Origin of the sequence: Jiulongibacter sediminis (assembly GCF_001306455.1) — a bacterium.
In the GTDB taxonomy this organism is placed as follows: domain Bacteria; phylum Bacteroidota; class Bacteroidia; order Cytophagales; family Spirosomataceae; genus Jiulongibacter; species Jiulongibacter sediminis.
The window spans coordinates 48,697-63,278 of the sequence record NZ_LGTQ01000005.1 but is presented as its reverse complement, the minus strand read 5'-3'; the positions used below and the strand labels follow the sequence as shown (position 1 = coordinate 63,278).

8 protein-coding genes are annotated in these 14,582 nt (G+C 41.6%); 3 read left to right on the top strand and 5 right to left on the bottom strand.

Going from position 1 to position 14,582, the window contains the following annotated elements:
- Positions 1-163: 163 nt before the first annotated feature.
- Positions 164-1,171 carry a LacI family DNA-binding transcriptional regulator gene (locus AFM12_RS00290; protein ID WP_055143017.1) on the top strand — a complete coding sequence of 336 codons (1,008 nt, stop codon included), beginning with the start codon at positions 164-166 and terminating at the stop codon, positions 1,169-1,171.
- Here the strand turns inward: AFM12_RS00290 and AFM12_RS00285 are convergent.
- The 5 genes from AFM12_RS00285 to AFM12_RS00265 form a co-directional block, all read right to left on the bottom strand.
- Entirely contained in the window at positions 1,168-2,871 is a 1,704-nt protein-coding gene (locus AFM12_RS00285; protein ID WP_055144994.1) for a CRTAC1 family protein, read from the bottom strand. The two genes, AFM12_RS00290 and AFM12_RS00285, sit on opposite strands and share 4 nt — an antisense overlap.
- Entirely contained in the window at positions 2,868-4,169 is a 1,302-nt protein-coding gene (locus AFM12_RS00280; RefSeq protein WP_229308439.1) for a vanadium-dependent haloperoxidase, read from the bottom strand. The genes AFM12_RS00285 and AFM12_RS00280 overlap by 4 nt, the downstream gene beginning before the upstream one ends.
- Before the next feature lie 16 nt (positions 4,170-4,185).
- Entirely contained in the window at positions 4,186-7,524 is a 3,339-nt protein-coding gene (locus AFM12_RS00275; RefSeq protein WP_055143015.1) for a VCBS repeat-containing protein, read from the bottom strand.
- A 76-nt stretch (positions 7,525-7,600) separates the two neighbouring features.
- Complete coding sequence (locus AFM12_RS00270; RefSeq protein WP_055143013.1) at positions 7,601-9,478, bottom strand: RagB/SusD family nutrient uptake outer membrane protein; 1,878 nt, start codon at positions 9,476-9,478, stop codon at positions 7,601-7,603.
- A 12-nt stretch (positions 9,479-9,490) separates the two neighbouring features.
- On the bottom strand, positions 9,491-12,730 hold the full coding sequence (locus AFM12_RS00265; protein ID WP_082391140.1) for a SusC/RagA family TonB-linked outer membrane protein: 3,240 nt from the start codon (positions 12,728-12,730) through the stop codon (positions 9,491-9,493).
- Between the two features lie 236 nt (positions 12,731-12,966).
- Between AFM12_RS00265 and AFM12_RS00260 the strand changes: the two genes are divergently transcribed.
- Both AFM12_RS00260 and AFM12_RS00255 read left to right on the top strand, forming a co-directional pair.
- Positions 12,967-13,785: a 3-keto-disaccharide hydrolase gene (locus tag AFM12_RS00260; RefSeq protein WP_055143009.1), complete on the top strand. Its 819-nt coding sequence runs from the start codon at positions 12,967-12,969 to the stop codon at positions 13,783-13,785.
- Between the two features lie 117 nt (positions 13,786-13,902).
- Positions 13,903-14,565, top strand: a complete 663-nt coding sequence (locus AFM12_RS00255) for a heme exporter protein CcmB (protein ID WP_055143007.1) — start codon at positions 13,903-13,905, stop codon at positions 14,563-14,565.
- The last annotated feature ends 17 nt before the right edge of the window (positions 14,566-14,582 follow it).

Here is a 14,582-nt window from a genome sequence, read left to right as displayed (position 1 = left end):
CAAAGCTAAGAAAAGCCTACTTTATTCTGTCTAATAAATTATTCATAAAATACCATTACGGAGAATGCAAATGTTTGCATAGGCCTTATTATGCTTCAGACCTTGTTGTGCAATCTTTTGCACATCATCATAAAAAGATCGTTATTGAAGAAAATTTACAGTAATGCAAAAGAGTCCGGCCACCTTAAAAGCCATAGCTGAGCAACTCAGAGTTTCAGTGAGCACTGTCTCACGAGCTCTCAATGATCATCCTAGAATTAGCGAAAAAACCAAAAGTAGAGTAAAAGAACTCGCTGAAAAATTGCATTATGTTCCTAACCCGGCGGCCTTATTACTTAAGAAGAATAAAACGTACACCATCGGGGTCTTGCTTCCTTTCCTCAAAGAAGAGTTTTTTTCACTGGCTATCTCGGCAATTGAGGACACTCTGATGCCAGAGGACTACCATGTACTGATTAGTCAATCCAGAGATAGCCTGGAGCGGGAGAAGAAAATGATAGAATCCTTTATTGCCAGTAGAGTGGATGGTCTTATTGCCTCGGTATCAGCAGAAACAAACCATTACGGGCACTTCAAGGCTCTTGAAGAATATGGTATCCCGGTGGTATTCTTTGACAGAGTACCTCGTAATATTAAATGCCACAAGGTCCGTAATAGTGTTACACAGGGAGCTAAAGAAGCCATGCGATTTTTGGTAAACAAAGGAGTTACTAAAATTGGACTAATTAATGGCCCCGGCAATCTGGAAGTTTCTGGCGAGCGACTAAATGGGTATCTGGAAGCAGCCATGGAATTCGGTATTGATGCCCGACAGCATTATATCAAATCGGGTAATCTTACCCGTGAGGAGACGGAGCAATGTATGATGGAGTTACTGGCTCTTGAAGACCGACCGCAAGCTGTACTTACTTTTAATGATTATGTGGCCCTTTATGCGATGTCGGCTTGCAGGAAGGCCGGTGTAGAGCCAAACAAAGATATCCTCTTTGTAAGCTTCGCAAACCTGCCAATTACCAGTTTTCTTGAAAACCCACCCATTGCCTCGGTTGAGCAGTTTGCCTCTAAAATGGGAGCTCAGGCGGCAAACTTGCTTCTCAAGTGCCTTCAGAATCAAGAGTCAGAGCTTGACTATCAAGAAATTATTATCAAAACCGAATTAATAATTCACTAAACATTTTCTTTCTTCTTACGGTAAAGCCTGAGAGCATAATAACTGCTGGCCGCAAATAAAAGTAAACCCAAGACCCCCACTTTCCAAAGATTCGGATTTGCCTTTGGTTCGGTATAAGGTTGGATAATTTCTAGCAACTGATCGGCCTTAATATTGGTCATAATTTGAGTTGAGCCACCTGTCCAGTAAACTTTCAATGTGTCAATCGTCTGAATATCACCCAAACCAAAGTGAGCAATGGACGAGTTTTGAGAAATATGACTTGAACCTCCTCCATCAATTTCCTTTATAAATATTTTGCCACCGGCTATCAATTGAACTTTCGAACCAAAACCATCTGCTTCAGCATTTGTGCCTTTGAGTTTAACTTTTAACCAATGTCCAGAGACACTATCATTTCTGTAAACTCTGGTCATTGACTCCATGGGATAATTGTCATAAACCGGTTTTTGGCTCACCACAATAATATCCATGTCACCATCATTTTCAAGGTCAAAAATGGCTGAGCCTCGCCCTATTTCGTAGCCATTTAACCCCTTTTCACGAGCATGATCCTCAAAACGCCCACCCAGATTTTCAAAATAGTAATTGGCCATGGGTACGCAATTAGGATTGAGATCCCCATTAGAGACAAAAAGATCAAGGTCTCCGTCATGATCAAAATCAGCCCAGTTAGCCCCCCAACTGATAGAGACGAAATCCATTCCCAGTTCTTTATCCATCTTTTTGAAGGGTTTCCCAGCTCCCTGATTGACCACAAACTGATTGAAACGGATGTTGGTCATATAATAGTCCATCAGGCCATCATTATTGTAATCGCCTGCCGCCGAGCCCATGGCATTGATCCTCAAATTAATATCAAGTTCTTTAGCAACATTCTTAAAGTTCTTTTCGGGATAATTATTCTGCAGGAGAAGATTAGGCGTTCGCTTGTAGCCAAAATCATGATTGACCAGCAAATCCTGGTCTCCATCGTTATCAAAATCAGTAAAAAGACCACCAAAGCCAAAGCCTTTCATGTCCAGGCCATAATCGGCATAAACGTCTTTAAAATAGTTGCCTTTAACATTCAGTAGAAGATTACCTTCTGCAATTTGATTCGCACCTACCACCGTGGCATCATTGATTTCACTCAATTCACCTTCAAATTGATTGAAATAATTAGCGATGTAAACATCAGGCCAGCCGTCTCCGTTGAAATCACCCACATTTGCACCTGTACTGAAAGTGTTGATTTTATCAAGATCAAAATCCTCCGTAACGTCCTCAAAAACTCCACCTTCTTTTCCAAGAAAAAGTAGGTTTATAGCTCTTGGAATTACCTTTTTCTCATTTCTGCTAGTGATGGTAGTGACTAACAAATCACGAAAACCATCTTTATTGAAATCAGCTGAAACTACTCCCTGAGTAACAAAGTCGCGTGTTCGCTCCAGACCGCTACCCACAAAAACGTTTTTAAAAGTACCATCACCCTGATTTTGGTAAAGGGCATCATCATTCATGCCCCCGGTGATATATAGGTCTTCAAAGCCATCCTTATTGAAGTCAAAAACGCACACACCACCACCAAACATCCCCTCATAAACCCTAAATTGATGATTTATGCCTGTTAATTGAGTAACATCTGTAAATGCCTTCTGGGCCCTATTAGCTAGAGGAAGCAAAAAAAGGAGCAGTATGATGAATAATCTGGTTCTCATTTTTTCCATTTCAAGTTATTCACATGTCCCGCAATTTTTCGGCCTTCTTCCAGACCAACTTCATTATCCTGAGGAGTATGAATTCCTCCATAAAAACGCGAATCAGCCGTCTCTTTGGCCACAGACCAGAAATCGTTGAAAGTACGAGGTACAAAATCAACATCACGTACATGGTCACGCTCCCGATTGACGTGTGAACTGTCTGTAAACGTAAACGGATCATACAGATCTTCCATTACAGTAGCCATTGCCCCGGCATTTATGGCATGACCTGACGGAAAAGCTGGAAAAGGCGGATCCGGCCAGAAGGACTCCCAACTTTCATCAATATTGGCCGGAATAAAGGTATTTGGCCGTTCAGAAAAGAAATGATATTTCCATTTCCAACAGTTTCTAAAAGCGTCAGCGACAGCCATACCGACACGAGCATAAGTCTCAGCAGCTTTTATCAATGGTACGTTATAATGTTCAACGGCTTTAGTCGCTACATAAAATGAATGACCAGGTGGCGTGAAGGTGTCATCAGGGTCATCGCCCCACCATATGGCCACTTCCTTATCTTCCTGAGTCAGCTCCAAATCCTTTTCATAAACGGCCAGATACTGATTATAATAATCTGAGCCTTTTGATGGATCATAGGGAATCATATAAGGCGTGGCCAGACTGTCATTTTCTTTCAAAAATGTTCGATTTTCGCCCCAATAAGGATGTAAAGGATGATGACTGAACGACTGGGCATATAGGGGTGGTTTCCAGGAGCCAGGGAAATCAGGATGCTCAAGTTCTTTATCAAAATTATGAAGGTAAGCACGATGACCACCGTCTGTTTTTGACCATTCGTAAATGGCGGCTGCGATTTTTTGGCCAAAAGCCTTGGATCGTTCAATAATAGCTTTGTCCTCAGTATGATCAGTCAATCTCTTCTCAATCAAAGCCTCCAACGAGTCAATTTTGAGTTTATTAGCATCAGAGGTTTGCATATAAATACCTTTCAATATTTCAGCCTGGCCGGCATTGAAAGATGCTGCCCAGTTATACTCAAGACCATCCTCAGGTTTTGGCAATTCCGGCAATCCATTTAACTGAGGCTGAACAGATTGATAATCAGGGTAACCTGGCACTACCGACTCATACATAGTAAGCCCTATATAACCAATGGCTCTGGAGGCATAGGTTGGAGAATTAGCCGGCGTGTACTGGGTCAAATACAAAGTCATTTTGGCCCAAGAAACCGCTACATCATTTTCAGAAATTGGCTCGGACTTATCCTGACAAGATATGGTCGCTAAGAAAGCCACCAACAAGGTTATTAGATTAAATATTTTGTTGTTTCTCAATGTTCTTATACGCTTTGAGCGACTTTCCGTTGATTCCCAAAATTAAATAATCCTTCAATAAAACCGAGGATCTCACATCTCCACGCACACTAAAACCTGAATCCGATTGACTGGCGTATTCAAAACCACCTTTTCCATCACCCCTTAGCAAAACACCGTAATTAGCATCAAACTTTCCAAAACGGAGTTTAGTATGGCTATTATTACCAAATAAAAGAATATCCTGATCTCCGTCTTTATCAGCATCAAGAACCTGAATCGAATATACTGGTGAGTATTGAGCCTGTGCAGGCAAAGTTACTTTGGAGAAGGTCCCACCCTTTTGGTTCAAAAAGATGGCAGTTTCCATGAAGTTGGCCGCGAGATGACCTGCTTTTTCAATTTGAGTTGTGGTTAAGAACTTATCAAGTCCTACGGTAGAGTAACTTTCAAAAGTATTAAACTGAGTCTTGAATTTCGGAATTTGATTAACCAGCTCATCTCTGGTTAAGTACGGATAGCTTTTCCCTTGAACATAAAAATTGAAAATAGGATCAATTGATCCGTTTTCATCAAAATCATCAAAGTACAGTTCCAAAGGCTCCTTTTTACTCGCCTTAAATTGAGTGTTCAAACCCATATTTCCAGCAATTATATCGGGTAAGCCATCTTTGTTCAGGTCTGCGATTTCAAAAGTATTCCACCAGCCTTTTAGTTCTTTACCGAAATATTTTTGGGTCTGATTCTCTAGTTTGCCAGCCTTTAACTCAAACACAGAAAGTGGCATCCATTCTCCCGCCAGAATGAGTTCTTTACTTCCATCAGCATTTAAATCCGCCCATTGAGCTGTTGACACCATACCTATGTAGCCGAGTTCCTGATTAAAATCGAGTGTTTTATCGGTAAAACTTCCCTTGCCGTCATTAATCAAAATATAAGATCGAGGACTTTCAGGGTACCCACCGGGAATCACCCTTCCTCCCACAAAGAGATCTTGTGCACCATCTCCATTGATATCTGAAAAAGCCACGGCACCGGTAGAGGTAAGCATCTCCGGTAAACCGGAGGATTTCGTGAAATTACCTTTTCCGTCATTCAGGTATAGACGATCCTGCAAAACTTTATCATCTTTTTTGAAATCATGGTAGCCTCCACCGCCAACATAGAGATCAAAATCTCCGTCGCCATCTACATCAGCAAATGCAGCAATATCATCAGAAGAACTTGCATCCGCCTTAAATGAGTCTGAATTTGAGGTAAAACCGCCGGAAGCGTTCTGGTAAAAGATAGTGGAACTTTGCCCGGCATTTCCTCCGACAAAAATATCTTCAAGGCCATCACCGTTCACATCAGCTTTGGCTAATGAAGGGCCGGAAAATGAAAGTTCATTAATCAAAAGCGACTGCCTGTCATAGTCGCGAATAGTTCTGTTTTGATGCTCAAAAGACGGAGCCTTTACCTCGTCAAAAAGCCTCTGGCTATCCTTTTCTCCTTTAACTTTTTCTGAAGCATTTTTATAATCCAGTTCTATAACCTGATTAGCTTTCACCGAAGCCAATCGCTGTGTTTTCCCATCTGGCCATTGCACCATGAGTTCGTCAATCTGCTTCTGGTCACCCAGACCAAAAATCAATTCCTTTGACATGGTTGAAAGGTAACCTCTGTATGGATTTTGCTCAAGTCTTTGCATACCAGCCGAAGACCTGATTTCCACTGCCGCACCAAGGCCGTCAGGATTCTTTTCTGAGCCTTTGAATTTTATTTTGAGATAGTTTGACTTTGACTCATTTTTAAAAACAAAAGCCGCTTTATTAATATTATTGACCACCAAATCAAGATCTCCGTCGTTGTCAAGGTCAGTGTAGGCCGCTCCATTGCTATTGGCCACCTCACCAACTCCCCACTCAGCGGTTTTGTTGGTAAAACCTTTTCCATTTTGGTTTTCAAAGGCATAGTTGACAACATTAGAAGAGGGCATTTGCTTAATTATTTCAAGAACGTCTTCTCGTTGAAGTCTACCCTTTTCCTTTACAAAATCATCCATGTATTTGATGAAGTCGAGGTTGGTATAGTCTCTGAAATAGCCATTTGATATGAACAGATCTTTAAAGCCGTCATTATTATAGTCAGCCAGTAAAGCAGACCAACTCCAGTCAGTGTTAGATACACCCATTTGCTGGCCTATTTCACTAAAAGTACCGTCTCCATTATTCTGCTGAAGCATGTTTCTCATATATTGATAATAGAAACCGCTTCTTAAGTTGAGGTCAAATTTATTCCAGTTGTCAGGAGCCAGAAGAAGCTTTTGACGTTTATTATCCTCAGGTAGCATGTCAAGGGTGAAAATGTCGGTCAGGCCATCATTATTATAATCCGCGACATCATTTCCCATGGAGAACTGACTGGTGTGTCTGAGACTTTCTTCTAATTGGTTCTTGAATTTACCTCCTCCCAGATTGAGATATAAATAATCAGGAACGGAGTAGTCATTTGAGACATAAAAATCAGGGAGACCATCCTGATTAAAATCAGAAATTCCAAGGCCTAAACCATAGCTTAAAGCAGAGCCATTAATTCCACTTTGAGTGGTAACGTCTTTAAAAAGACCTTCATCATTTCTGTAGTAACGAAGGCCCATTTCAGGATCATCTTTGGCCATCAATTGACGGGTACCTGCTTCATTTAAAATCGGGAGATTTTTAGGATTGTGATTGAGTAGCAGCATATCCAAATCACCATCGAGGTCAGCATCAAAAAAGTAGGCCTGATTACTGTAGCCAGCACTGGCGAGTCCGTACTCTTCGGCTGCTTCTTTAAATTGGGGAACCCCCTGATCATTATTACCCTGATTAACAAATAGCTGATTGACCCGTTTATGAGGTGGCAGAGCCCCTGAGTAGCAGAGGTATATGTCCATTTTGCCATCCGCATTGATATCCACAACCGAAACCCCGGTTTTCCACGGCCCTGGCCTTCCGCTGACACCGGCGATTCCCGTTATGTCCTGGAAGCGAAAATCGCCGTTGTTTTGATACAACTTATTTTCACTCATGTTTGCAGTAAAGTAGAGATCGTCAAGGCCATCTCCATTAAAATCTGCCGCCGCTACTCCCCCGCCATTATAGAAATACTCATACATCAATATATTCGTATTCAGGCCTTCGGTCAGGGAGTTTTGGAAATTAATATTGGTGTGTGTCGGGTATAATAGCGTAAATAGTTTTTCTCCTTCATCTGTGTTTTTTTCAGATCCGCCTCCGGACCTGTCACAAGAAGAAAGGCCACTCAAAAAGAGGAAAAGAAAAAAGGGAGTTATGATACTTAAGGGCTTTTGCATATAGCTCTAAAAGTAAAAAAATCTATCCCAATTTTCAGGGATAGATTTTTCTATTTCAAAATGATTTTGACAAATTTTAGTATCCCGGGTTTTGCACCAACAGGTTGTTTCTGTTTACCTCATCACGAGTCAAAACACGATAATACATTTTGTCATCCCATTTACGGGATTCGTTGGTTGTTTCATCTACCACCGTGTATGTATAATTATACACTTCAGGGTCATACCTGTATGGCGAATGAGCTGTAGCACCCGGCTTCAAAGTAGCCTTGACATCAATGGCTTTGATACCTCGACCAAGGGTTTCAGGGGCAATCATCCAACGACGGGCATCATGATAACGATGCTCTTCATAGGCCAATTCTACACGTCTTTCATTTATAATACGAGCCCAAAGGTCTGCTCCGCTATCATTGATAGCCGGCATACCTGCTCTGAATCTAATCTTGTTAATCCACTCTCTAGCCGAAGCTTCATCGCCTGTTTTAAAGGCGGCCTCCGCATAAGAAAGAGCCATTTCTGTAACTCTGATAAACGGCCATGGAATCACCTGAGCGTTAGACTGATTGTCAGCCAAAGCCGGATCAGCATCAATAAACTTATGAGTATAATAATGTGTACGGGTACCGTTCCAGTCTTCAATAACTGATTTACGGGTATCTATACCATTAATTACACCACCATTCCCATCATCGTAGAAACCAGTCTGAATTTGATTTACCGGGTCAAGCGGAGCCACATCGGCAGGTCTTGGCTTCCAGTCTGCTCCATCAAAAAGAACAGTTGCATAAAAACGTGGGTCACGGTTTTGGTATGGAGCCGAGGCGTGCTCGCCGTTATTCCAGTCAAAAGACGAACCATCCATCATTTCATAGTCATCAACCAATTGCTGAATCGGAGTATTTCCGGCCCAGTTATGATAACCGTTTGGTCCGTTATTGATACCATAGTGAATACCACCCAAAGGCCAATTATCTTCCTGAGTGTACAATGGAGTGTGCGTACGCTCAAAGATCAACTCTGCTTCTGCGGCAGGGTCACCGATTGCAGAACGACCACCCATAGCGATTGACTTATAGTTTGAACGTCCTTCACTCTCTGAAACAGGAGCTGACAAATCCAGCTTATAGCCAGGAAGTTCATCCAAAACAGCTTTAGCTGCATTTTTTGCAGCATTATAACGAGTTGTCTGATCACCAGAAGTGTAAGCTACAAGAGCGATATCAGAATAACCAGCCAGCGTTGAGCTATTCGCCTGAGCCTTACCAGCATCGTGCAAGTCACTAGCTGCATAAAGCAATACTCTTGCTTTCAAAGCCATTGCAGCTAATCTTGAAGCACGTCCCGGAATTCTTGACTTGCCGTCCAAAAGAGAAGCGGCCTTGTCAAGGTCAGCAACAATGAAATTCACGCACTCTTCATAAGTGTTTCTGGCAATACTATAATCTTCATCCAAACCATAAGGTCTGTCGATGATTGGGATACCACCATAAAAACGCAATAACTGCTGATAGTAATACGCTCTCAAGAAGTGAGCTTCACCCATCAGACGGTCTTTCAGACCCTGATCATCAAAGGATGCATCAGGAAGGTTCTGAATAGCCGTATTGGCTTGACGAATGGCAAGATACATATTGCCCCACTCATACGTTCCCGAAACCCAGGCAACGTTATTTGGACTCTCAGTACCTTCAGTAAAGGTATTGATATTACGACCAGAGTGGGTAAACATGGCCTCATCAGTGTAAGCCGCCAAGGCTTGCTCCTCAAAACCACCATATCCCAAAAAGGAATAAATATTAAAAATAAACGCTTCAGCCAAAGGACCGTCAGCCCAGGTAGCATCACTCGATATTTTATCTAAAGGCCGCGTATTCAGGAACTCCGTATCACATGAGAAACTCACGACAAACAGAGCTACTAATAAGCCTATTTTTTGTTTTATTTTCTTCATTCTTAATACGATTTAGAAAGTTAAAGTTAAGCCTGTATTAATCACTCTACTTTGCGGATAATACTGACCGCTACCTGACTCAAATTCAGGATCAAACACTTTCTGCTTAGCAAATGTGAACACATTCAAGCCATTCACGTACAAACGTACATTTCCAATTCCAGCCTTCTCAAGCACTGTGTTTGGCAAGGTATAACCCAACTCAATGTTTTTCAGACGGATATAATCTTTGCTGAACAGATAGTATGTATTGTTTCCATAGTTACCACCGGTATAGTAGGTATCACCTCTACTTGCTAAACGCGGGCTTGTAGCACTTGGATTGTCAATTGACCAACGGTTCTCGTAGTCATATCTCAAATAGTTTCCAATATCACCTGACTCTGTCTGAACTCTGATAGCCGCACCCATTGCACCTTGCAAAAGAATAGCCAGATCAAAATTCTTGTAGTTCAGATCAAAAGTAGCTCCATAGTTGAAGGTAGGAGTTGTATTCTTATCATAACGAACAGCATCATCTCCATCAATTTTACCATCATTATTATAATCTACAAACTTCATATCACCTGGAAGCAATTGAGAAGTCACTGCACTGTAATCGATGTTATTGGCATCAATATCAGCTACGCTTTGGAAAACACCATCAGATAGATAAACCAACGGAGCACCAATAGGGTTACCCTCCTGTCTTTGATAGTCTGGTGCACCAGGAACCTCATCCATAAAGATGATCTTGTTCTTGGCATAGCCACCATTTACACCTGCACGGAAACGAAGGTCTCTTCTTGTGCTACCATTATAACCCAGAGCAAATTCAAATCCTCTGTTTTCTACTTTACCTGCGTTTACAGGAGGTAGAAGAGAACTGATACCAGAAGAAGCTGGTGTTGAACCTGTTTTCTGAATCAAAATCTGGTCACGCTTATTCACAAAGTACTCTAAAGTAAGGTCGAGCTTATTATTCAGGAATCCTGCATCTAAACCTACGTTTAAATTATTCGCTCTTTCCCATGTAAAGTTAGGGTTAGCTAAAACCGTTTCACGAAGAGTATTTACTACTGCATTATTGATCGGATACTGACCAAAACCATAAGTAGATAAGAACGCATACTCCTGAAGCTGACCATTGTAGAATACCTGATCATTACCCATCTGGCCGAAAGACCCTCTTAACTTCATGAAATCTACTCCGCTTACGTTAAAGAAGTCTTCTTCAGAGATGTTGTAACCAACCAAAACTCCCGGGAAGAAACCGAATCTACCTGACTCAGGGAAGATATAAGAGCCATCATAACGCCAGATAAACTCAGCAAGATATTTCTCTTTGAAGTTATACTGAGCACGACCATAGTAACCTAAACGAGCTCTTTCGTATGCACTACCACCTGTCTGCTGACCTTCTGTTCCACCAGCGAAAATCTGATCAATTGCAGAAGAGATATAGTTTCTTCTGTATGCTGAGAAGTTTTCACCCTGGAATGTCTCACGAGTAACACCCGCTAACATATTAAGGTTATGAATACCACTGTTAAATGATTTATCATAGCTCAACATCGCTGTAGCGTTAGTATTCAATGTCGACTCAAAACGCTGACGAAGACGTGGATCAGTGAAGTTTGAGCGAATTGCACCTTCAAGAACAGGTAAACCATCAGCACCAACAGTTTCACCATCCCATTTCCATAATTTCCATGGAGTTTCAAAGGTCTTGGTAGTACGGTTGGTTTTGTCAATAGCACCAGAAAGTGTCAGTTTCAAACCATCAATCCATGGGTTGGTGATATTAATGGCACCTTGAGCCTGTGTATAATCTGTAGGATCATCTACATAACCTGTAGCGTTTGTAGTAACCGCATAAGGGTTTTGCCCATTTTCAATATCAGGACCTGGCTCACCCGTAGGCCAGACAGCCGGCTCGTTAGGACGACCACGCATCAACATACGGAAGATAGCTCCGGCACCCACAGTTGGGAATTTACGTTGCTCTCTTCTGACCAAGACACCTAAACTTGTGTTTATGTACTTATTGATATTGGCATCCAGATTTGTTCTGAAATTATACTGATTGTACTTGGTCGCTGAATTATTGTAGATCGCTTCCTGATTCACAATACCCATTGAAGCCATATAGCGAATACTCTCTGCACCACCAGAAATCTGAAGATTGTGACGTCCCTGTGGAGCCCAGTCTCTGAAAGTATCATCATACCAGTCAGTATCAGGGTAGAACCACGGATCACTGTTACCAGTGCGATAACGCTCAACTAAATCAGACGGGTAACGAGAGTTAATGGTAGAAACACCAGCTGTCGGTGAATCATAGGTCCCTGTTGACTGAATTGATTGCCATGCATTTCCCCACTCATCTACCGGTACAGTTTTATAAATCGGTAGCTCATTCATAATACTCATGTACTCATAAGCATTAGACATTTGAGGGATAGTTCCTGGCTGAGAAAAACCTTGGTTAAAATCGTAAGAGATTGTCGGCTTGCCTGACTTACCTCTTTTAGTAGTAATCAAAATCGCTCCATTCGCCGCTCTGGCACCGTAAATTGCTGCAGAGGCATCTTTCAAAACAGAGATAGACTCAATGTCTTTCGGGTTTAAACGACCAAGTCCACCAGCTCTGTCAGGAATACCATCAATTACGATCAAAGGCTCACTGTTACCCAGTGTGTTATTACCTCTGATACGAACTCTGGCTCCATCATAACCTGGCTCACCGCTTGTCTGGATCACAACAAGACCCGGCAAACGACCAGCAAGAGAGTTTGACATGTCAACCGCAGGTGACTTAACAATTTCAGTACCTTTAATAGCTGTAACCGCACCGGTAACAGTTACTTTCTTTTGAGTACCATAACCAACAACCACTACCTCTTCAAGCGTGCCTGAATCAGGAGCAAGAGAAGCATTAATTACGGTTTGAGACCCAACGGTTACTTCCTGACTTTCGTAACCAACAAAAGAGAAAACGAGTACAGAGTTCGCCCCTTCAACAGTGAGCGTGTACTTTCCATCTACATCAGTTACGGCTCCATTAGTAGTTCCTTTTTCGGTAACGTTAACACCAGGCATTCCAATACCTGATTCGTCAGTTACCGTTCCGGAAATACGCTGAGCAGCCTTAACCTGCAGAACAAACAGCATAAGACAAAGGACAGACAATAAACTTTTAGAAAACGATTTCCTGCTAGAATACTGTGGTATGCCTTTGTCTACTTTCCAAAAAGTAGATCTTTTTGTCATACAACAAATAGTTTAAGGTGAATATTCTTTAAAGCAGACCGTTTAGGTAGTATTAGGTTGATGCAAATGTAAAAACAATAACTGCATATACTGCATTAAAAGAATATCTTTTATTGAAATTTCTGGATATTTGCTGTGATTGCAAATACGAACCTTGAACACTCTTTGCTAACGCAATCCATATACGTAATTTTTTCAACCCTAACTATCAATCATTTCAACCCGAACCCATTGACATGAAGAATTTCAAAATCCTTTCAGTTTTACTCCTATTTTTAATTGCTTTTACCAACTGTAAAGAAAACCCGAAGGAAAGTGAAAACTGGATTTCTCTTTTTAATGGAAAAGACCTTACCGGCTGGGATATTAAAATCTCCGGACATGAGCTTAACGATAATTATAACAACACATTTATTGTAGAGGATAGCATCATTAAGGTCAACTATGCCGAGTACGATACCTTCACTCATGAGTTTGGTCACCTTTATTACAATAAGCCATTCTCGCACTACCGGCTAAAAATGGAATATCGGATTTTTGGAGAACTCACACCTGGGAGTCCTTATTATGCTGAGGCAAATAGCGGCATTATGTTACATTCGCAATCAGCCGCCAGTCAGGAGTTGAATCAGAACTTCCCGGCTTCCATCGAATTTCAGTTTCTTTCCAGAATTGACTCATCGGATCGTGCCACAGGCAACCTTGCCAATCCAGGAACTCATGTTGTGAAAGACGGGAAACTTTGGACTGACCATATGATGTATGCTGATGGGCCGACCTTTGAAGACCAATGGGTAAGTATTGAAGCCGTGGTTTTAGGTGACTCCATAGTTCATCATATTGTAGAAGGCGATACTGTATTAACCTACACAAAACCTCAAATTGGAGGGTGGGAGCAGGAAGATGAAACGCAGTGGGTTGAGGATAAAACATGGTATATTGAAAACCTTGGCAAACCATTAAAAGAAGGATACATTGCCTTACAGGCTGAAGGTCACCCCGTTTGGTTCAGAAATATTAAACTCCTTGACCTTAGTCATCAGTACAAGAAATAGACGGTTCTGAATATGAGATAAATCAGCCTCTTGAGTTGGAGTTTTTTAGACAAAAGGGTATGTCACGAAGCTTTTTGACTGTAACTTTGCCTTCCCGCATTGAGTCGGGGAAGATCGATGAGAGAAATATTGGCTTTATTGCAGAAAGACATCACCCTTGAATGGCGAAATAAGTACGCTTTCAATGGTATGATTCTCTATCTGGTCTCTACTGTTTTCATCTGTTTTCTAAGTTTTCGTATTAAGGCTAACAGTCTGAGCCCGGTCGTTTGGAATACACTTTTCTGGATAATTATCTTATTTACAGCCATAAACGCAATGGCTAAGAGTTTTGCTCAGGAGAACCAAAACAGACAAGCTTACTATTTTACGCTTGCCAGCCCGGAGGCCATTATCATCTCGAAACTTATTTATAATTTCATCCTGATGCTTTTTCTGGCGGTGGTGGGCTTTGGTATTTATCTGGCTTTTCTTCAAAATCCTGTTCAGGATATGCCAATGTACATCTTATCGGTGGTTTTGGGAGCTTTGGGATTTTCGGGAACTTTAACCCTTATCTCGGGCATTGCTTCGAAAGCTGAAAATACAACTTCAATAATGGCCTTGTTGAGTTTCCCCATCATTATTCCCATGTTGCTGATGCTCATGAGGCTTTCAAAAAACGCTATGGACGGGCTGGCATTCAGTGTCAGTCAGGACGAAATATTAACTTTGTTGGGCCTTGATGCCATAGTTCTGGCTCTTAGTTTTATTCTTTTCCCGTTTTTATGGAGAAGCTAAACGTTTGATTCATCAAA

Excerpts from the sequence above, each read along its gene's own strand:
- AFM12_RS00290 (WP_055143017.1), top strand. The coding sequence starts at position 164 with ATGCAAAAGAGTCCGGCCACCTTAAAAGCCATAGCTGAGCAACTCAGA.
- AFM12_RS00285 (WP_055144994.1), bottom strand. The coding sequence starts at position 2,871 with ATGAGAACCAGATTATTCATCATACTGCTCCTTTTTTTGCTTCCTCTA.
- AFM12_RS00275 (WP_055143015.1), bottom strand. The coding sequence starts at position 7,524 with ATGCAAAAGCCCTTAAGTATCATAACTCCCTTTTTTCTTTTCCTCTTT.
- AFM12_RS00270 (WP_055143013.1), bottom strand. The coding sequence starts at position 9,478 with ATGAAGAAAATAAAACAAAAAATAGGCTTATTAGTAGCTCTGTTTGTC.
- AFM12_RS00265 (WP_082391140.1), bottom strand. The coding sequence starts at position 12,730 with ATGACAAAAAGATCTACTTTTTGGAAAGTAGACAAAGGCATACCACAG.
- AFM12_RS00260 (WP_055143009.1), top strand. The coding sequence starts at position 12,967 with ATGAAGAATTTCAAAATCCTTTCAGTTTTACTCCTATTTTTAATTGCT.
- AFM12_RS00255 (WP_055143007.1), top strand. The coding sequence starts at position 13,903 with ATGAGAGAAATATTGGCTTTATTGCAGAAAGACATCACCCTTGAATGG.